We start from the raw sequence: 19,511 nt of genomic DNA, 5'->3' as shown, positions 1-19,511 counted from the left end.
CCGTCGTCGGTGGTTGCTCGCGCGACTCCCCGCGCCCCTTGGAGGGCGCGGTGGTGCGCGGCCCCGTGAGGAGGTACGTCAGACCGAAGCCCGCACCCACCACCGCCGCCCCGCCCACCGCGTCCAGCACCCAGTGGTTGCCCGTCGCCACGATCGCCAGGACCGTGAAGAAGGGGTGCATCAGGCCGAGGACCTTCATCCACACCCTGGGGGCGACGATCGCGATCGTGAGGCCGCACCACAGGGACCAGCCGAAGTGCAGGGACGGCATCGCCGCGTACTGGTTGGTGAGTTCGGTCAGCCTGCCGTAGTCCGGGCGGGAGAAGTCCTGGACGCCGTGGATGGTGTCGATGATGCCGAGGCCGGGCATCAGCCGCGGCGGCGCCAGCGGGTAGAGGAAGAAACCGACGAGCGCGAGGACCGTGGTGAAGCCGATGGCCGTGCGGGCCCAGCGGTAGTCGGCGGGGCGGCGCCAGTAGAGGAGGCCGAGGACGGTCAGCGGGACCACGAAGTGGAACGAGGTGTAGTAGAAGTCGAAGAAGACCCGCAGCCAGCCGATCCCGACGACCGCGTGGTTGAACCAGTGCTCGACGTCGAGGAACAGGGCCTCCTCGACGGACAGGATCTGCCGGGCGTGCTCCTCGGCCGAGGCCCTGCTGCCGGTGGCCTCCAGGCGGGTGCGCTGGTAGGCCGCGTACACGACGCGGATCAGCAGCAGTTCGAGCAGCAGGTTCGGCCGGGTGGCCACCCGGCGCAGCAGCGGCGCCCAGCGGAGACGGGTCTCCGCCTTCGGGGCGTACTCCGTGGGCACGGGGGCCCGGTAGTACTCCGAGGTGCGGGACAGGAACGGCACGACGAGCGCGGCGGCGAGCGCGGCCAGCAGCACGACGTTGTCGCGGGCCGGGTGCAGGACGCCCACGTTCGGGATCATCATCTTCGCCGGCAGGGTCATCACCAGGACGACGGCGACCGGCCACACGTAGCGCGAGGACTGCTTGGTGCCGACCCGGCCGACGGCCGCGAGCAGCACCCACAGCAGCTGGTGCTTCCAGGACGTCGGGGAGACGGCGACCACGACACAGCCGGTGATCGCGACCGCGAGCAGCAACTGCCCGTCGCGGGCGTAGTGGATGGCCCGCCGCATGCCGAACACGGCGACGGCGGCGGCCAGCGCGAAGAAGACGACGATCTCCAGCGGGCCCGTGAGGCCCAGCCGGAGCAGCGCGCCGTGCAGGGACTGGTTGGCGAGGTCGTCCGCCCGGCCGCCGAGGCCGACGCCCGCGAGGTGGTGCACCCAGTAGGTGAACGAGTCGTGCGGCAGCGCGGCCCAGGCCAGCGCGGTGGCCCCGGCGAACGTGATCCCGGTGCTCGCGGCGGCCCGCCCGCGGCCGGTGAACCACAGCAGCGGCACGAACAGCAGCACGGTCGGCTGGAAGGCCGCGGCGAGCCCTATGAACGCGCCGCTGGTCCGCTCGCCCCGCACCGCGAAGCAGCCCGCGAGGACGAGCAGCACCGGGATGATGCTGGTCTGGCCCAGGTAGAGGGTGTTGCGCACCGGCAGCGACAGCATCAGCAGGGTGACCGCGACGGGGGCCGCGAGCAGTGCCGTACGGCGGGTGACGGGCTGGGGCAGGGCACGGGCGGCGACCAGGCCGAGGGCGACGACCAGCAGGAGGGTGCCGAAGGTCCAGCCCCAGCCGAGGGCCTGTTCGGCCGTCCGGGTGAGGGGCTTGAGGACCAGGCCGCCGAAGGGGGTGCCGGTGAAGCGCGTCGAGTCGTACAGCGAGCCGTTCACATGGAGGACTCCGCTGGGCCCGACCCAGGTCTCCAGATCCGTCAGCCGCTCGCCCTTGGGGGTGTGGAGCACGACCGCGATCTGACGTACCGCCAGGACGCCGGCGACCAGCCACAGCACGGCCCGCAGGGCCCCCAGGCGCGCCGCCGCCGCACCGGTTCCCACGGCTCCGCCCGGTCTGCTCTGCTCCGTCACCACGCGCTGTCGTCCTCCCGCCCCGTCGGCCGTCCCACCGAAAAGGCTCGCACTGTCCCGATGGTGAGACGCGGGCAACCCCCACTTCACCTGAGAGTCGCCCTCGCTTGTCCGGATGACGATAGTGCGCGCGGCCGTCGCCCCGCTCAGGGGCGCGGCACGGATCACGGATGCGCATCGCGGGCACGGTGGTGACAGACCACTGACAAACACCTGGAACCATGGCCCCGAGCGGTACGGCAGGTCAGCGGGGCAGGGGAAAGGCACGGGGGATGAAGGGTTTCGTACGGGGGCGCGCGCGTCCGGTATTGAGGGCGCGTGAGGGGCGCGGGATACGCGGACGGCTTGTGGTGGTCGTGCTGGCGCTGCTGGGGCTCCAGTTGGCCTCGCTCGTGGCACCGGCGTACGCCTGCGGCTGCGGTGCGATGGTGCCGGACGACCAGCGGAGCGTGTACGTGAGCCGCGAGCGGTCCGTGGTGCGCTGGGACGGCCGCGAGGAACAGATCGTGATGAGTCTGACGGTCTCCGGCGACGCCCGGACGGCCGCGTGGATCATGCCGGTGCCGAACCGGGCGACGGTGGAGCTGGGCGACGCGGCCCTCTTCGACCAGCTCGACGAGGAGACCGCGCCCGTGTACGAGCGGCGCGAGTACTTCTGGCCGCGCTCGGACGACTGGCCCTTCGACATGTTCGAGGGCGACGGCGCGGGCGACGCGGCGGCCGGGGGCCCGCGGTCCCCGGTGGACGTCGTCGGCCGCGAGCGGCTCGGCCCGTTCGACGTGGCGCGGCTGACCGCGACCGACTCCGGAGCGCTCGGCGACTGGCTGGACGAGAACGGCTTCCGGCTCCCGGACCGTCTGGACACGGCGCTGGAGCCGTACGTCCGGCAGAAGTGGGAGTACGTGGCGATCCGGCTGGCGCCGGAGGACTCGGCCGGCGGCACCCCGCTGTCCGGCACCCTCGACCCGCTGCACCTCACCTTCGCCAGCGACGAACTGGTCTATCCGATGCGGCTGTCGCGGCTGGCCGACACACCGCAGGCGCTCGGCCTGTACGTGCTCGCCGAGCACCGGATGGAGCCGAGCTCGGCGATCGGCGGGGACGAGCCGGAGGTGACGTTCGCCGGCCGGCTCGGCGCGCCGGTGGGCGCCCTCGGCGACCTGGCCGCGGGCGGCACGGACTTCCTCACCGCCGTCGAGCAGGACTTCCCGCGGCCGGAGCGGATCTCCGGCGACCACATGCTGCGGCGGGCCGCGGCCGACGACACCTATCGAGAGGTCATCCACGTGGACGAGATGTGGACCGTATGGGGCATCCCCGGCTGGCTGCTGTCCTTCGGCATCGGCATGGCCGTGCTGGCGGTCAAGGCGGTCGCCGTCGCGATCGTGCTCAAGCGCAACGCCAAGCGGCAGCTGCCGCCCGTGCCACCGCCGGGCGCCTTCATGCCGCCGGGAGCGTACCCTCCGGGGGCCTACCCGCCGGGCGCGCACATGCCGCCGAACGCGCCGATGCCGCCCGGCGCACCGGTCCCGCCCGCCGCTCCGGTGCCTCCCGGGGCCGGTCCGGCGCCCGCACCGGAGGCCGCGGCCGACCCGAAGTCCGCGCCGAACGGCTGACACGCCTCCGGGAACCGCTGACAGGGAGGCCACCCCGCGCCTATATTCATTAGCACACCTACTTAGCTGATCTAAGCAAGTACCCTGATGGAAGGCGCGGGAGGCACAGCTTCATGAGCGAGTCACGGACCTGGGACGACGTGGACGCCTACTTCTCCACCCACCTCGCCCCGAACGACGAGGCCCTGGCGGCGGCGCTGCGCGACAACGAGGCGGCCGGGCTCCCGGCCATCGACGTCGCCGCGGGCCAGGGCAAGTTCCTCCACCTCCTCGCCCTGATCCAGGGCGCCCGGCGCATCCTGGAGATCGGCACCCTCGGCGGCTACAGCACCATCTGGCTGGCCCGCGCGCTGCCCGCCGACGGCCGGCTGATCTCCCTGGAGTACAGCGCCCGGCACGCGGAGGTCGCGTGCCGCAACATCGCGCGCGCCGGGCTCGACCACCTCGTCGAGGTCCGGGTGGGCCCCGCCCTGGAGTCGCTGCCCAAGCTGACCGACGAGAACCCCGAACCCTTCGACCTGGTCTTCATCGACGCGGACAAGGCCAACAACCCGCACTACGTGGAGTGGGCCCTGAAGCTCACCCGGGCCGGCAGCGTCATCGTCGTCGACAACGTCGTACGCGGTGGCCGGGTCGCCGACGCCGGCAGCACCGAGCCGGACGTCCGCGGCACCCGCGCCGCCATCGAACTCATCGCCACGCACCCGAAGTTGTCCGGGACCGCGCTGCAGACCGTGGGCAGCAAGGGGTACGACGGCTTCGCGCTGGCCCGGGTGACCGGCTGACGCCGTCGAGGGGAGCGGGTCCCGTCAGCCCTCGTGGTAGAAGCCCACGTTGACGCTGCGGGGGGCCGTGCGGTCGTGGATGACGAGTTCGCCGGAGCTGCCCTGCGGCAGCTTCGCCGTGCCGCCGTACGGCAGGGGCGAGGGCTGATGGCCCTGCAGGGTCAGCCGCACCTCGGAGGACGGGTCGGCGTGCGAGCCGCGCAGCCACGTGACCTGCCAGGTCCCGTCGGGGCCGCACAGGAACTCCAGGTGCACACGGGAGACGAAGAGCCAGTCGTCCGGTGTCGCGAGCCGGCACACCGCCCGATCGCGGCCCACCCGGAGCACGCCGCCCGGCTCGCTGGGCGCGTCGGCCATCTGCATGCCGGCCGTCGCCCCGGCGTCCGCCTCGGAGACCGAGGCCATGGTGAGTTCGAGCACGTACCGCTCCTAACGGGTCAAACTCCAATTGTCGCTGCGCACGGCACGTTTGGCACGCCGCCGCCGCATGATAAATCGCCGGATCGTCCTGTTGTGCGGGCTCCGGCACAATGGACGCATGACCGAGCGAAAGCCCCCCGGTGTCAGCTTCGAGTCGTTCGTCGACAAACAGATCCGCGACGCCGAGGCGCGCGGCGACTTCAAGAGCCTCCCCGGCGTCGGGCGGCCGTTGGAGGGCGACGACACCACGTACGACGAACTGTGGTGGGTCAAACGGAAGATGGCCCGCGAGGGCCTGTCGGTCCTGCCCCCGACGCTGGCCCTGCGCAAGGAGGCCGAGGACGCGCTCGCGACGGCCGCCGAGGCCCCTTCCGAACGCGTCGTCCGCAAGATCGTCACCGAGATCAACGTCAAGATCCGCGACATGATGTTCAAGCCCCCACCGGGACCGCCGCTCGGCCTGAAGCCCTACGACGTGGAAGAGGTCGTACGGCAGTGGCGTGAGCGCCGGGAGGGACGGCAGCGCCAGGAGGGGTGAGCCCGACGCCCGGCCGCCCGGCACCGGTCCGGCCGACCCGGTCCCCTGACGACCCCGGCGTCCCTATGGCGCCCCCGCACAGAAGAACGCGCCCCGGGGCACGACCCGGGGCGCGGTCTCGTCAAGTGTCGCTGTCGCTGTCAGAGGCGCAGCAGCCGTTCGGTCAGCTCGCGGTAGTCGCGCAGGGCGAGGCGGAGCTGTTCGGTGTCGGTGGCGGTGGCGCGGTCGTCGGCGCCGGTCTCCCAGGTGTTGCGGAGGGTGCGGCGCCGCTGGGTCATCGCGTCGGTGAAGCGGGCGGTGACCTCCTCCAGGACGTGGTCGGCCTCCTCGACGGCGGAGCGGGGCTCGTCGACGAACCCGCCGACCGCGTGCTGCAGCCGCAGCGTCAACTTGTCGCTCTCGTCATGGGGCAGCAGGGGGGACCCGGCGGACCTGGAGCCGTTCCCGCCGGGGGCCCTGGTGGGGTCCTCGCCGCGGCCCGGGCCGGGGGTGTCCGCGCCCCGAGCCCCGGCGGGCTCGTCGCGGACGCCCATCGTCCTGTGCTCGGTACGGCCGCCGGTGCGGCCGTCCGCGGTGTCGTGGCCGGCCACCAGCGGAGCCCCGGTGCCGCCCGTCGCCGAGCCGGCCGCGTCCGCCGCCCGGCTGCCCGGAGGGATGCCGCTCGCCCGCGTACCGTCCCGCCTCGCGTCGGCCTCGCGCGTGTCACGCGGACCGCGTTCGCGGATGCCCTCGCCCCTCGTCATGTCGTCGGTCATCCCCCTCAACTCCCTTTCGCGTGGCGCCTGGCCGGCGCCCATGGCAGATGGGACCGGTGACGGCCGTCGGCGGCCGCACCGTCGCGCACGTCGCGTCGCGCGGAGCCGTCGCGGTGGGCTCGGCCCGCGTGTCCGGCCGAGGCGTCGCGGTCCGCCCGCGCGTCCCGGCGGCTCGGCGTCACCAGGTCCTCGAACAGGGCCCGGGCCTCGATCATGGCCTCGCGCAGGTCCTCGGTGCCGGTACCGGGGCCGACGCCGTTGCCGTTGCCGTTGCCGTCGAACGCTCCCGTGCGGCCCTGGGCGGTGTCGCCGGTGGTGTGCGCCGCGAGGTGCACCCGGCGGTAGCCGTGCACATGGTGGGCGTGGTGGACGGAGAGCGCCTCCAGCTGGGTCTCGTAGCGGCTCCCGTCCGGGAAGCCGCGAGCCTCGGCCACCTCGGAGATCAGCCGGTCCGCCTCGGCGACCGCCTCACGGGGCGAGTCGACGAAGCGCTCCTGAGCGGCGGCCCAGCGCGACTCGTACCGTTCGCGCTCGGCGCTCGGCAGCGGCCGCTTCTCCAGCGCGCCGTGCCGCTTGACCCGCTCCGCGAGTTCCCGGGCGGCGGCCCGCTCGTCACCGTCGTGGCGGGCCACGGTCCGGTCGTACTCGGGGCCGAAGCGCCGCTTCAGCGAGCCGCCGCCGCCCGCGCCCCTGCGGGCGCGCAGCGTCAGGACGGCGGCCACGACAACCACGAGCGCCACGATCACGATCAAAGCGATGATCAATCCTGTGGACATGAATGCCTTCCAGAGTCCTCGGCCCGGGCGTCTCGCCCCGTCGGGCCGTTTCGCACCGGGTTGCCCGAACCCGTTCGTTCAAACGGCAAGCGCGTGCGCGCGGGACGATCGTGGGCCGACCGCGTGACACCCGGGGCGGCGGCGTAAATCGTTTGCGAGGCGCCCCGCCCCGCTCCCGACAATGACGGCCATGACCCGTTCGACACCCCGTCGGCTCCGCAGCCCCCACGCCCCGCACGCCCCTCACCTCCGGCACGCCGGCTCCGGAACGCTGGTCCGTGGCCGCCGAGCCCCACGACTCCCCCGTGGCCGCGTCCCTCTGGCGCGCGTACTACACGGAGGTCAGCGACCGCTGGTACCGGCTCCACGAAGGGCGTGCCACGGACCCGGGCGAACTGGAGCGGGAGGTCGCGGCGGACACCGGGGAGTACCTCGCACCGCCGGGCGGACTCCTGCTGGTGGCACGGTACGAGGGCGAGCCCGTCGGCACGGCGGGGGTGCGGTTGGCGGACGCCACGACCGCCGAGCTGAAGCGGGTGTACCTACGGCCGCGGGCCCGGGGCCGGGGCGGCGCCGCGCTGCTCGTGACGGCGGCCGAGGACGCGGCCCGCGCGCTGGGCGCCGAACGGATGGTGCTGGACACCCGGAACGACCTGGTGGAGGCCCGCGCGCTGTACGCCCGGCTCGGCTACGCGGAGAGCGCCCCGCACAACGACCACGCGTACGCGGACCACTGGTTCACGAAGGCACTGACGGCGACGTCGAAGCCGTGGGAGGCGCGGGAGGTGTCGGCGGTGTCCCCGAGCCCCGCCCGCCGGCCGGCCGGCGGGTGATCGCCCCTGGGGAGTGCGGCCGTTCCTCGTCGGAGCCGCACAGCTCGGCGTTGAGTTCCTCGACGAGCCGGACGAGGTCGGTGGGGCGGTCGCGGCCCCACCAGTCGCCGAGGAGCTCGGCGAGGGAGTCCTCGCGCGCCTTGGCGAGCCGGTCTGCGGCTTCATGGCCGGCGTCGGTGAGGACGAGGTCGATGCCGTCGCGCCGGGCGAGACGGCACTCCTCGACCTGCCGGGTCGCGGCCATGATCACATCGAGCGGGACGGTGCTGCGCTCGGCGAGGACGGCGGGTTCGGCCCAGCCGTAGCGCCGGATCCGCAGCAGCAGCCAGCTCGTCGCGGGCAGCAGGTCGTAACCGGCCCGAGCGGTGATCTTCCGGTAGATCTCGCGGCGGCCCTCCCGGGAACCGAGCACCGACAGCGCCCGGCACACCTCGTCGTACGACGACCGCTCGACCGGGTTGCTGGCGAGCGTCTCCGTGGCGTCCGGCGCCGTCACGGACGCCCGCAGCCGGTCCTCGCGCAGGAACCAGGCGAGGACGAAGCCGAGCAGCGCGACCGGGGCCGCGTAGACGAAGACGTCGGTGATGGAGGAGGCGTACGCGTCGAGGACGGGCGGGCGCAGCGCGGCGGGGAGGTCGGCGATCTCGCGGGGGTCGGCCTTCAGTCCCTCCACGGTGACGCCGGCGGGCAGCGCGGCCCCGTCGAGCGCGTCGGTGAGCTTGTCGCCGAGGTGGCCGGCGAAGACCGTACCGAAGACGGCTACGCCGAACGAGGCACCGATGGACCGGAAGAAGGTGGCGCCGGAGGTGGCGACGCCGAGGTCCTCGTAGGAGACGGCGTTCTGCACGATGAGGACGAGGACCTGCATGACGAGGCCGAGCCCGGCCCCGAAGACGAAGAGGTACGCGCTCATCTCGCCGTCGCCGCTGTCGGCGTCCAGTTGGTGCAGGAGCAGCAGGCCCAGCGTGGTGACGGCCGTCCCGGCGAGCGGGAACACCTTCCAGCGGCCCGTACGGCTGACGATCTGCCCGGAGACCGTCGAGGACAGCAGCAGCCCGAACACCATCGGCAGCATGTGCACACCGGACATGGTCGGCGAGACACCGTGCACGACCTGCAGGAACGTCGGCAGATAGGTCATCGCCCCGAACATCGCGAAGCCGACGACGAAGCTGATGACGGCGGACAGGGTGAAGGTGCGGACGCGGAACAGCTTGAGCGGCAGGACGGGTTCGGGGGCCCGCCGCTCGACGGCCACGAAGACGACGACCAGCAGCACGGCCAGCACGGAGAGGCCGATGATCTGCGGCGAGTTCCAGTCCCAGGTGGTGCCGCCGAGGGAGGCGACCAGGACCAGACAGGTGGCCACGGAGGCGATGAGGAAGGTCCCGAGGTAGTCGATGACATGCCGTTCGGAGCGGCGCGGGATACGCAGCACGGCGGCGATGACGACCAACGCGACCGCTCCGACGGGCAGGTTGACGTAGAACACCCAACGCCAGCTCAGATGCTCGGTGAACAGCCCGCCCAGCAGCGGACCGAGCACGCTCGTCGCGCCGAAGACCGCGCCGAACAGCCCCTGGTAGCGCCCGCGTTCGCGCGGTGGGACGAGGTCCCCGACGATCGCCATCGACAGCACCATCAACCCGCCGCCGCCGAGGCCCTGAAGGGCCCGGAACCCGATCAACTGGGACATGTCCTGGGCCGCTCCGCACAGCGCCGACCCGATGAGAAAAATCACGATCGCCGTCTGGAACAGCCGCTTCCTGCCGTACTGGTCGCCCAGCTTCCCCCACAGCGGGGTCGCCGCCGTCGCGGCCAGCATGTACGCCGTGACCACCCACGACAGGTGTTCCAGCCCGCCGAAGTCGCTCACGATCGTCGGCAGCGCCGTCGACACGATCGTCTGGTCCAGCGCGGCCAGCAGCATGCCCAGCAGCAGGGCCCCGATGGAGACCATCACCCCGCCGGGCACCCGCTCCGACGTGGGGACCCCGTGGCCACGGGGTCCGGACGGGAGTGTGCGGCCGGCGGCGGCGCCGGTGCGGGCGGGCCCGCGGGAGGCTCCGTTCGTGGGCCCGTGCGCGGGCTCGCGAGGGCCCGGCCCGTGGCTGGTGTCGTCGGTCATGCAGACCTCCTGAGGACCCGAGGGCCTCGTACAGCGCCCTCAGTCTCCTCTCCTTCTTCCTCTTCCTCCATGTCCGTTCCCATGGTGGTCGGTGTGACCGGTTATGGCCTGTCGAGGCTTTTCCGGAACCCTCGATTCCCTAAATGTTCGGGAGATTCCGTGTCGCCCCTTTGCTTAAACTCTGGAGTCTTCACGGGGAGGAACGACACGTGAGTGAACCGACCAGTCACATATGCCCGGAGTGCTTCACACCCCGGGCCTCGGACGGCACGCCGTCCTGCGCGTGCGCCCGCCGCGCGTCCGAGGCCCTGCTGAAGACCCGTACGGCCGAGGCGGCGGCCGCAGAGGACTTCGACCCCCTCCGGATACGGCCTTACGTGGAGCTGGGTGACGAGACCGACGTCCCCCACGGCGCCGCGCGGCAGTACGAAACCCCCGGAGCCGCCGAAGCCCCCGGGCCGGTCCCCGACCGCACACCGACGACCACGATGCCGCTGACCACGGCGCCGACGACCGTGATGCCCTTGACCACGACGCCGCCGGCCACGACGACGATGAGCACGGCGACGTCGGCCGGGCGCGCCCGGGGCCGGCGCCGCCGCCGTGCGGGGCTGATGGTGGCCATCGCCGGGACGGCCGCCGCCGGAGTGATGGCCGCCGCCGGATTCGCGAGCGGGCTGTTCTCGTACGAGGGACCCGAGCGGGACCGCGCGCTGCCGGACGACTGGCGGGCGAGCGTGCCGGACACGTCGCCCGACGGGGAGGCGTCGCCGGTGGAGCCGTCCGGGGAGCGCGGCGCCGACGCCGACGCCGGGGGCGGGGTGCCCGCGCCCGCACCGTCGAGCGGCGGCGCGGGGTCGCAGGGCCCCTCCAAGAGCCCGTCGCCCTCTCCGTCGCCCTCGAAGCCGTCCGGCTCGCCGTCGCCGTCCGTGTCGCCGAGCCCCGAAGAGAGCGGGCCGAGCGCGGGCGCCTCCACCGGCGCCTCGGCGGCCGACGCGAACGAGGCGGGCGACAGCCGACTGAGGGGCCCGAAGACACTGCGCGTCGGCGACGACGACCCCGAGGTCACCGAACTCCAGCTCCGGCTGCGGCAGTTGGGTCTCTACACCGGTGACATCGACCAGAACTTCGACGACCAGCTCGAACAGGCCGTCATCGTCTACCAGAACACCCGAGGCATCACGAAGGACAAGGAGGAGCCGGGCGTCTACGGCCTGGTGACCCGCAAGCGTCTGGAGTCGGAGACGAAGAAGCCGTGACGCGGCATGGGAACGCGGAACCGCTGTAGCACCGCTACGAGATCAAGGACTGTCGGGGCAGGCTCCGGATCGAAGGGACGTCGACCGGCGCCCCGGTCGCGAAGGCTCTTCTCGGCTACGCCACCCGAGGGCTGATGACGCGTCGGCTCGGTACCGGGCACCTCAGATTTCCCTCAAGCCTCAGAAGCCTCGTGATTCGCTGAACTAGCGTCCCTGTCCGTAAGCACTGGCCCAGTCATTGCTCATGCGGCTGGCCGGCGACCCCCTGGCCCCGAAGAGGCACACCGCAGATGAAGCACCGGATGAAGAGCCGTTCCAGGAAGACCGTGATCATTGCGGCGGCGGGCACCAGTGTGCTGGCCCTGACCGTGCCGATCACGGCCTTGGCGACCACCACCGAGCCCGGTTCGAAGACAGCCGGATCACATTGCACCGTCGATGTGTCCGGCGGTCCCGTGCAATGTTTCCCGACCTATCGGGCGGCCATCGCGGCAGCCACCGACGGCCGGGTCAAGGACGCTCCGCTGGACGTCCGCACAGCCGTCGCCAACCCGGCCTTCCGGAAGAAGATCGACGTTGCGGGCACCGCCGCCGAGTTGCGGGCCGATGAGGAGACGACCGCGGAGTCGTCCGTCGTCATCGGCACCGAGTACCTGGACGCGAACCACACGGGCAAGTCCATGAGTTTCACCGCCGAGAGCAAGTGCACCCCCGACGGGCCGGGCTTTCAGGTCGACCAGGTGCCCGCCGCGTTCAACGACGCCATCAGCTCGTACCAGACCTTCAACGACTGCCAGGCCCGGCACTTCGCCGACCCCGGGCTGAAGGGCGACTCCACCAGCTGGCAGATCGGCGCTCAGCTCTCGGTCGGGGATGGTGTGGACGATCTCACCAGCTCCATCCAGTGGAACTACGCGGAGTCGCCGACCGCCGCCCAGCTCTTCGCGGACTGCGACGAGAAGATCGCCACCTGCAAGTTCGAGCACAAGGGTGACGTCACCTACAGCTACGGCGGGGTCCACGAGGTGGCCCGCGCGTACAACTGCACCAGCATCGAGCAGCAGAAGAAGATGAGCTGGTGGGACACGACCGGCGGCAAGAACTCGCTCAGCGTCGAGCTGGGAGCCAGCTACAAGATCGGAAATGCCCTGGTCGGCGGGGAGTACAGCCTCAGCTTCAAGACCACTTACGGACACGAGTGGACCTGGGAGAGCAGGGTCTCCAACGAGACGGACCTCACCGTCCCGGCCGGGGAGGTCGGCTGGGTCAACCGGAACACCAAGATGCAGACGGCGGGGGGTGAGTACACGGTGACGTACAAGGACCGCAAATGGGGCCACTACATCTGGTACGTCCGTGACTTCGTCGCCACCGGTCCCGTCCCGCAGGAGATGGGTGTCGTCGACTGGGTCTCCCGCCCCATGACGGCGGCGGAGAAAGCCGACCACTGCAAGGACGCCTCCGCCCTGGTCACCGCCACTCCGAAGAAGGCCACGGCCGCATCCACCAAGAGCCTTCCCAGCACCGCTCACGTCCTGTCCGGCCCGCGTTGATCCGACCGTCGGTACCCCCCGATTTCGGAAACCGCCGTTCACCGCGCTGGACCCGCTCCGCCAGGATTCCGAGCCCGACGGGGGTGGACGCAGTTCTGGTTCGCGGACGATGACGTTCGGGGCCCACCCGGACTTCCCGCCTTGCTGTCGTCCTCGCGTTGCTTACTCTGGCGGAGTAGCTGACGGCTCGCACGTCGTCCAGGTCAGGGCGCCACTCGGGCGCCCGCTTACTCAGAGGTGTCATGTGCCTAGCGTGGTAAAAATCAATGTCCTCACGGTTCCGGCCGAGCAGCGCGAGACGCTGGAGAAGCGGTTCGCCTCCCGCGCCGGGGTGGTCGAGAACTCCGACGGCTTCGAGTGGTTCGAGCTGCTGCGCCCCGTCGACGGCACCGACAACTACCTCGTCTACACCCGCTGGCGCGACGAGGCCGCCTTCCAGGCATGGATGGAGGGCCCCATGAAGCAGGCCCACCAGGGCGGCGGCGACCGCCCCAGGCCCGCCGCCTCCGACTCCTCCGTCTGGACCTTCGAGGTCCTCCAGCAGACGGGCCCGAAGACCGAATCCTGACGCCTGCACACGTACGCCCCCGCCCATGCCACCGCACGCGGGCGGGGGCAGCGGCCCCCGCATCGGCGCTCAGGGCGCCTCGAGGTAGAGCAAGGGGATGCCGTTGGCCTTCAGGGCCGTGCCGTAACGGCACCCTCCTGCGTACGCAACCCGCCAAGCGCGTTCGGCGCCCCGAAGTACCCACCTTTTTGTGGGTACTTGGCGGCCCGTCGATGTCCGACGATCCTTGTGGTGAGGGAGCGGCCGACGGGGCGCGCGCCACTTGAGCGGGGACGGAAGACGAGAAGATGACGTGATGGGTGAAGGCCTACGGCGGCGACGTCGCCGACAGTGACGCTCCGGTGAGCGTCTCCAGGCGTCGGTGCCCCCAGTCCGACAAGGGCCCCAGCGCCTCGGAGAGTTCACGGCCGAACGGGGTCAGCGAGTAGACGGTCTTCAGCGGCAGCACATCGTGCACCTCCCGGTGCACGAGCCCGTCCGTCTCCATCTCGCGAAGCGCCTGTGTCAGCACCTTCTCGCTGAGCCCCGGCAGCAGTCGGCGCAGCTCACCCGGTCGGTGCGGGCCGGACTCCAGCAGCCAGAGCAACGACGGCTTCCACTTCCCCTCGATCACGGCGATCGCCGCGGTCACCCCGCACACGTCCGTGTCCTGGGCACGCCTGCGCCTCATTTCCGCTCCCCCGTTCCCCTCAGTCGCGATCCGACCAACTCACTCATTTTCCACAGGAGTTACCGAGTCATGCCCGCACACACCGAACAGCACACGGCGACCACCACCGCCCTCACCACCGCCGTTTCCGGCACGCCCGGCGACAGCACCCCCGCTCCCGCCGTCACCGTACTGGGCCTCGGCCCGATGGGCCGGGCCCTCGCCGGTGCCTTCCTCGACGCCGAGGTGCGGACCACGGTCTGGAACCGTACGCCGGGCCGCGACGGGGAGTTGGTGGCGCGCGGCGCGATCGGCGCCGGCTCGGCCGAGGAGGCGGTGGCCGCGAGCCCGGTGACCGTCGTCTGCGTGGTCAACTACGACGCCTCTGACGCGATCCTGCGCACCCCGGCGGTCACCGAGGCCCTCAAGGGCCGCACGGTGGTCAATCTGTCCGCCGACACCCCGCACCGGGCCCGGGACACCGCCGCGTGGGCCGCCGAGCACGGCATCGACTACCTGGACGGGGCGATCATGACGCCGACGCCGGCCATCGGCACCCCGGACGGCGTGTACATCTACAGCGGCCCCGAGGACCTCCACCGCGCGCACCGGCCCGTGCTGGACACGCTGGGCGGCTCCCACACCCATCTGGGCGAGGACATCGGCCGGGCGGCCACGTACGACGTCGCACTGCTCGATCTCTTCTGGACCTCGATCGCCGGTTACACCCATGCCCTGGCTCTGGCTCGGGCCGAGGGTGTCAGCGCGCGGGAACTGACGCCGTTCGCCCAGGGGATCGCCGCGATCCTGCCGCCGCTCTTCGAGGAGAGCGCGCAGGAGGTCGACAGCGGCCGACACTCCGGCGAGGGCAACCCGCTCACGTCGGCGTTGTCGACCATGACCCACGTCATCGAGGTCTCCGAGTCCCACGGCATCGACGCGAGCGTCATGCGGTCGGCCGAGGGCTTCGTCCGCCGCGCCATCACGCAGGGCCACGGCACGGACGGCCTCACCCGCTTGACTGAGGTACTCGACCTCCAGCACTGACACGACGCCCCTCGACCGGCCCGGAGGCCAGACGCCGATCCCGGGCCGGTCGAGGCCTCGCCCTGCCACGAGCCCCGCCCGACCGCCGGTCTCGACGCACCACGAGCCTCGACCCACCGCGAGACCCGGTACCGATCTCAACCCACCCTGAGCCGGATCGGCCCGCCGTCCCCCGTGACCTCGACCCGTACGGCGGTCAGGTCCGGCACCACGACGTCCGGTCCATGGGGACGAGCCCGCTCGCCGATGCCCACGACCCGCATCCCCGCGGCGCGCCCGGCCCGGATCCCCGCCTCGGAGTCCTCGAACACGACGCAGTCCTCGGGCGCGACGCCCAGTTCGGCGGCGCCCTTCAGAAAGCCCTCGGGGTCCGGCTTGCTCGCCCCGACGGACTCGGCGGTGACGCGCACGTCCGGCAGCGTCAGCCCGGCCGCGCCCATCCGGGCCGTGGACAGCGCGACGTTCGCCGAGGTCACGAGGGCGTGCGGCACACCGCCGGCGACGAGGGAGGCGAGGAACGCGGGCGCGCCGGGTATCGGGACGACGCCGTCCACGTCGGCGGTCTCCTCGGCGAGCATCCGCGCGTTGTCCGCGAGGTTCTCCTCCAGGGGCCGGTCCGGCAGCAGGACGGCCATCGTGGCGTACCCCTGGCGGCCGTGGACGACGTTCATGATGTCGGCGCCGTCCAGCCCGTTCCGCTCGGCCCAGCGACGCCAGACGCGTTCCACGGCGGCGTCCGAGTTGACGAGGGTGCCGTCCATGTCCAGCAGGAGGGCGCGGGCGGTCAGCACGGTCGTGGCCGGCATCAGCAGCTCCAAGGCGCGGGGAAGGGGGCCACGGGCGGGGTCGCACCCGGCGAGGCGGCCCGGAGGGAACAAGGCGGCCCCGCCCACCGGTCAGGGAATGCGGGCGGGAGCCACTTTGTTTCTCTACGGTACAAAACAATCCCGGCGCCCGCCACCCCTTCACCCGTACGGCTCACTCATCCCGCCACGGCCTCCCACAGACTCCACACACCGAGCCCCAGCATCAGCACGGCGGCGATCCGTGTGATCAGTGTCAGCGGCACCCGCTTCATCAGCGCCCTGCCGCCGACGATGCCGAGTCCGGCCACGGCCCACAGCGCGAGGACGGCCCCGAGCCCCACGGAGAGCGGGTCGTCGTACCGGGCCGCGAGGTTCGCCGTCATGATCTGGGTGAGGTCGCCGAACTCGGCGACCAGGATGAGCATGAAGCCGGCGCCCGAGACCTTCCAGAAGCTCTGGTCCTCGGGCCTGCGGATCTCCTCCTCGCCCTCGTCCTTCTTCATCAGCAGCACCGCCGCGCCGCCGAGGAAGAGCACGCCCGTGAGCGCGTGCACGATCTGCTGCGGCAGCAGCGTGAGGACACTGCCGGCGGCCACGGCGAGCGCGACGTGCACGGCGAACGCGGCGGCGACTCCGGCGAAGACGTACGAGGCGCGGTAGCGCGTGCCGAGGACGAGTCCGGCGAGGGCGGTCTTGTCGGGGAGTTCGGCGAGAAAGACGACGCCGAAGACGAGCGCCGTGACACTGAAGCTGATCAAGGTTCCTCAATCGGTCGGGCCGCCCCACCGAGAGAAATCATCCGCTGTCGCGACACCTCGGCACGGCAGCACACGGTCGGCCCGTGCCGGGCGGCACGGACGGTGCACTGCTTGCCGAAGGTCTCGCTGGCGCGGTCCCGGTCATCGGGACCCGCCTCCGGGCGCCGGCTCAGACGAGCTGAGCAGTATGTCGACGGTCCGGCGAAGAGCTACTCCCCTTCTGCGGGGTCCATGGTACGCGGGGCGCGTCACGGCCCGGGGCGGGGGCGGATCGGCGGCTGCGGGCCTGAGAGGCGCCGGGGCCGGGGAGGAAAGCTGGGCTCAGCCCCTGCTCTTCAGGGGCGCGGGGAACTGCGCGAAGCCCACACACCCGCACCCGCACCCGCACCCGCCGACGCACCCGCCGACGCACGCACCCCGAGTCATCAGGCGCCCGGCCACAATCTCGCCCGCACCCCTTGTCGTGTCATGCGCACGTCATTAACTTCTCACCCGACGCACATCCGCCGGTAACACCACGACGCGACCCTTCAAGCGCTCGCATCGCTCGCTCCCCAACACCCCCGGCTCCACAAGGAGTTCACATGCGCAGGTTCTACGCGCGTCGACGAGTCAGCATACTCGCGGCGCTCAGCGGATTGATAGCCTCCGCCGCGCTCTTCAACGCCCCCACCGCCTCCGCCGCCCTCCCCACCCCGTCAGCGCCGCCACCGCCCGCTCCTACCTCGCCACCCTCACCGTGGCGACCGAGGACCGCACCGGCTACAACCGGGACCTGTTCAACCACTGGATCACCATCAGCGGCACCTGCAACACCCGCGAGACGGTCCTCAAGCGCGACGGCACGAACGTCGTCACCAACTCCGCCTGCGCCTCCACCAGCGGCAGCTGGTACTCCCCGTACGACGGCGCCACCTGGACACTCGCCTCCGACCTGGACATCGACCACCTCGTGCCGCTGGCCGAGGCCTGGGACTCCGGTGCCGACAGCTGGAGCAGCTCCACCCGTCAGGCCTTCGCCAACGACCTCACCCGCCCGCAGCTCATCGCGGTCACCGACAACGTGAACCAGTCCAAGGGCGACCAGGACCCCGCCACCTGGATGCCGTCGCGCACGGCCTACCGCTGCACCTACGTCCGCGCCTGGGTCCAGGTGAAGTACTACTACGACCTCTCGGTCGACTCCGCCGAGAAGAGCGCTCTGACCAGCTACCTGGCGAACTGCTGACACCCACTGCACCACTGGGACTCGCGCGAGAAAGTGGTCCGGAACCTCCCCTTTCCCCTCCGTCGTTCCGTACCGTACGGGGCGACGGAGGAGAGTGATCGCTCATGGCGGGGCTGCGTCTGGGACCACTGCTGAGATATGTGGACGGCTCGTCCGCGACCGTCTGGGTCGAGGCGAGCCGTCCCTGCGTCGCCGAGATCCGCTGCGCCGGCGGCGGGGGCGGCGAGGCCCGCACCTTCCAGATCGCCGGCCACCACTACGCGCTGGTCCCGGTGACAGGGCTCGCACCGGGCACGGTCTCGGCGTACGAGGTGCTCCTCGACGGCACGCCCGTGTGGCCCCTGCCGGACTCCCCGCACCCGCCCTCCGAGATCCGCACCCCCGCCGGGGGCGACACCGTCCGGGTCGCCTTCGGCTCCTGCCGCTGGGCCGCCCCGCCCGGCGGGGAGCCGGACCCGGTGGGGCCGGACGCCCTCGACACGCTGGCCGCCCGCCTGGCCGCCGAACCGGGCGCGGAGCGCCCCGACGTCCTGCTGCTCCTCGGCGACCAGGTGTACGCGGACGAGACCTCCGACGCCACCCGCCGCTGGCTCGCCGCCCGCCGTGACCTCGCGGACCCGCCGGGCGACCAGGTGGCGGACTACGAGGAGTACACCCACCTCTACTACGAGTCCTGGCTCGACCCCGAGATCCGCTGGCTGCTCTCCACCGTCCCCAGCTGCATGATCTTCGACGACCACGACGTCATCGACGACTGGAACACCAGCGAGGCGTGGCTCGCCGACATGCGGGCCACGCCCTGGTGGCGCGAGCGCATCCTGAGCGGCCTGATGTCGTACTGGGTCCACCAGCACCTCGGCAACCTCTCCCCCGCCGAACTGGCCACCGACCCGGTCCACGCCGCCGTACGCGCCACCCCGGACGGCACGGACGCGCTGCGCGCCCACGCCGCCGAGGCCGACCGGGACCCGGCCTCGGTCCGCTGGAGCTACCGGCGGGACTTCGGCCGCGTACGGGTGCTGATGCTCGACTCCCGGGGCGCGCGCGTCCTCGACGAGGGCAACCGCTCGATGCTGAACCCCGGCGAGGCGCGATGGCTGCGGGACCAGGCGCTGGACGCGCGCGGCTCGTACGACCATCTCCTCATCGGCACCTCGCTGCCCTGGCTCCTGCCCCACCTCGTGCACGACGCCGAGTCCTGGAGCGCCGCGCTCTGCCGGGGCGAGCGCGGGGACCGCTGGGCCCGGTTCGGGGAGAAGCTGCGCCGGGGTGCCGATCTGGAGCACTGGGCGGCGTTCCCCGCCTCCTTCGAGGCCCTGACCCGGCTGATCGCCGAGACGGGCGGCGGCGCCGACGCCCCGGCGACCGTCCTGGTGCTCTCCGGGGACGTGCACCACGCGTACATCGCCGAACCCGCGTGGCCCGAGGGCGAGTCGGGAGGGGCCCGGGGCCCCGACTCCCGGGTGCTCCAGCTCACCTGCTCCCCCGTGCACAACTCCATCCCGCTCTCCATAAAGCTCGGCTTCCGCTTCGGCTGGAGCGGGACGGGGCGGGCGCTCGGCCGGTGGTTCGGGCGGCACGGGCGGGGCGAGCGGCCCTCCATCGACTGGCGCAAGGCGGGCGGCCCGTGGTTCGGCAACCACCTCATGACGCTGACCCTGCACGGCCGTTCGGCGCGTCTGCGACTGGACCGCGCTCGGGTCCGGCGGGGCGGCAAGGCGCACCTCGAAACGGCGTCCGAGTCAGTACTCACCCCCTAATCCACCTATTGCGCACGGTTGTTGCCCCTGTTGTCCGAGATG

16 protein-coding genes and 2 pseudogenes are annotated in these 19,511 nt (G+C 71.9%); 10 read left to right on the top strand and 8 right to left on the bottom strand.

Features of this window, described 5'->3' with window-relative positions:
• Positions 1–48: 48 nt before the first annotated feature.
• A pseudogene (locus E4N62_RS04395) lies at positions 49–1,993 on the bottom strand (bifunctional glycosyltransferase 87/phosphatase PAP2 family protein); the annotation flags it as partial.
• A 269-nt stretch (positions 1,994–2,262) separates the two neighbouring features.
• On the opposite strand from E4N62_RS04395, the gene E4N62_RS04390 reads away from it, so the two are divergent.
• Together E4N62_RS04390 and E4N62_RS04385 are read left to right on the top strand one after the other, a co-directional pair.
• Positions 2,263–3,606: a DUF2330 domain-containing protein gene (locus tag E4N62_RS04390; RefSeq protein ID WP_230212000.1), complete on the top strand. Its 1,344-nt coding sequence runs from the start codon at positions 2,263–2,265 to the stop codon at positions 3,604–3,606.
• Positions 3,607–3,719: 113 nt separating this feature from the next.
• Positions 3,720–4,391 (top strand): O-methyltransferase, encoded by a 672-nt coding sequence (locus tag E4N62_RS04385; RefSeq protein ID WP_230211999.1) that lies wholly within the window; start codon positions 3,720–3,722, stop codon positions 4,389–4,391.
• A gap of 24 nt (positions 4,392–4,415) precedes the next feature.
• Here the strand turns inward: E4N62_RS04385 and E4N62_RS04380 are convergent, their stop codons facing one another.
• Positions 4,416–4,811, bottom strand: a complete 396-nt coding sequence (locus E4N62_RS04380; RefSeq protein WP_184894738.1) for an FHA domain-containing protein — start codon at positions 4,809–4,811, stop codon at positions 4,416–4,418.
• Positions 4,812–4,929: 118 nt separating this feature from the next.
• Here E4N62_RS04380 and E4N62_RS04375 point away from each other — a divergent pair, with 118 nt between their 5' ends.
• Positions 4,930–5,349 (top strand): DUF1992 domain-containing protein, encoded by a 420-nt coding sequence (locus E4N62_RS04375; protein WP_230211998.1) that lies wholly within the window; start codon positions 4,930–4,932, stop codon positions 5,347–5,349.
• 140 nt (positions 5,350–5,489) lie between these two features.
• On the opposite strand, the gene E4N62_RS04370 is transcribed toward E4N62_RS04375, so the two are convergent.
• The gene (locus E4N62_RS04370; protein WP_230211997.1) at positions 5,490–6,104 is read right to left on the bottom strand and encodes a hypothetical protein; all 615 of its coding nucleotides are present in this window, start codon (positions 6,102–6,104) and stop codon (positions 5,490–5,492) included.
• Between the two features lie 5 nt (positions 6,105–6,109).
• The gene (locus E4N62_RS04365; protein ID WP_230211996.1) at positions 6,110–6,880 is read right to left on the bottom strand and encodes a hypothetical protein; all 771 of its coding nucleotides are present in this window, start codon (positions 6,878–6,880) and stop codon (positions 6,110–6,112) included.
• Between the two features lie 278 nt (positions 6,881–7,158).
• Between E4N62_RS04365 and E4N62_RS04360 the strand changes: the two genes are divergently transcribed.
• Positions 7,159–7,713 carry a GNAT family N-acetyltransferase gene (locus E4N62_RS04360; protein ID WP_230211995.1) on the top strand — a complete coding sequence of 185 codons (555 nt, stop codon included), beginning with the start codon at positions 7,159–7,161 and terminating at the stop codon, positions 7,711–7,713.
• Here the strand turns inward: E4N62_RS04360 and E4N62_RS04355 are convergent.
• Entirely contained in the window at positions 7,619–9,841 is a 2,223-nt protein-coding gene (locus tag E4N62_RS04355; protein ID WP_374116923.1) for an MDR family MFS transporter, read from the bottom strand. The two genes, E4N62_RS04360 and E4N62_RS04355, sit on opposite strands and share 95 nt — an antisense overlap.
• Positions 9,842–10,050: 209 nt before the next feature.
• Between E4N62_RS04355 and E4N62_RS48525 the strand changes: the two genes are divergently transcribed.
• The 3 genes from E4N62_RS48525 (at position 10,051) to E4N62_RS04340 (ending at position 13,221) form a co-directional block, all read left to right on the top strand.
• A complete protein-coding gene (locus tag E4N62_RS48525) occupies positions 10,051–11,100 on the top strand; it encodes a peptidoglycan-binding protein (RefSeq protein ID WP_230211994.1) in 1,050 nt (349 codons plus the stop codon).
• A 302-nt stretch (positions 11,101–11,402) separates the two neighbouring features.
• On the top strand, positions 11,403–12,653 hold the full coding sequence (locus E4N62_RS04345; RefSeq protein WP_230211993.1) for a hypothetical protein: 1,251 nt from the start codon (positions 11,403–11,405) through the stop codon (positions 12,651–12,653).
• Between the two features lie 244 nt (positions 12,654–12,897).
• Positions 12,898–13,221 carry an antibiotic biosynthesis monooxygenase gene (locus E4N62_RS04340; RefSeq protein ID WP_230211992.1) on the top strand — a complete coding sequence of 108 codons (324 nt, stop codon included), beginning with the start codon at positions 12,898–12,900 and terminating at the stop codon, positions 13,219–13,221.
• 307 nt (positions 13,222–13,528) lie between these two features.
• Here the strand turns inward: E4N62_RS04340 and E4N62_RS04335 are convergent, their stop codons facing one another.
• A complete protein-coding gene (locus E4N62_RS04335; RefSeq protein WP_230211991.1) occupies positions 13,529–13,891 on the bottom strand; it encodes a helix-turn-helix domain-containing protein in 363 nt (120 codons plus the stop codon).
• Positions 13,892–13,960: 69 nt separating this feature from the next.
• Between E4N62_RS04335 and E4N62_RS04330 the strand changes: the two genes are divergently transcribed.
• Complete coding sequence (locus E4N62_RS04330) at positions 13,961–14,917, top strand: NAD(P)-dependent oxidoreductase (RefSeq protein WP_268268917.1); 957 nt, start codon at positions 13,961–13,963, stop codon at positions 14,915–14,917.
• Between the two features lie 137 nt (positions 14,918–15,054).
• On the opposite strand, the gene E4N62_RS04325 is transcribed toward E4N62_RS04330, so the two are convergent.
• Together E4N62_RS04325 and E4N62_RS04320 are read right to left on the bottom strand one after the other, a co-directional pair.
• Complete coding sequence (locus tag E4N62_RS04325; RefSeq protein ID WP_230211990.1) at positions 15,055–15,723, bottom strand: HAD family hydrolase; 669 nt, start codon at positions 15,721–15,723, stop codon at positions 15,055–15,057.
• Between the two features lie 176 nt (positions 15,724–15,899).
• The gene (locus E4N62_RS04320; protein WP_184894713.1) at positions 15,900–16,481 is read right to left on the bottom strand and encodes a TMEM165/GDT1 family protein; all 582 of its coding nucleotides are present in this window, start codon (positions 16,479–16,481) and stop codon (positions 15,900–15,902) included.
• Between the two features lie 584 nt (positions 16,482–17,065).
• Here E4N62_RS04320 and E4N62_RS04315 point away from each other — a divergent pair.
• Together E4N62_RS04315 and E4N62_RS04310 are read left to right on the top strand one after the other, a co-directional pair.
• Positions 17,066–17,709 (top strand): annotated as a pseudogene (locus tag E4N62_RS04315) (HNH endonuclease family protein).
• A gap of 104 nt (positions 17,710–17,813) precedes the next feature.
• Positions 17,814–19,469: an alkaline phosphatase D family protein gene (locus E4N62_RS04310; RefSeq protein ID WP_230211989.1), complete on the top strand. Its 1,656-nt coding sequence runs from the start codon at positions 17,814–17,816 to the stop codon at positions 19,467–19,469.
• The last annotated feature ends 42 nt before the right edge of the window (positions 19,470–19,511 follow it).

It is taken from the genome of Streptomyces sp. MNU76 (assembly GCF_020982545.1).
Taxonomy (GTDB): domain Bacteria; phylum Actinomycetota; class Actinomycetes; order Streptomycetales; family Streptomycetaceae; genus Streptomyces.
Note: the sequence above shows the minus strand (reverse complement) of the source record. Positions and strands in the feature narration are given on the sequence as shown.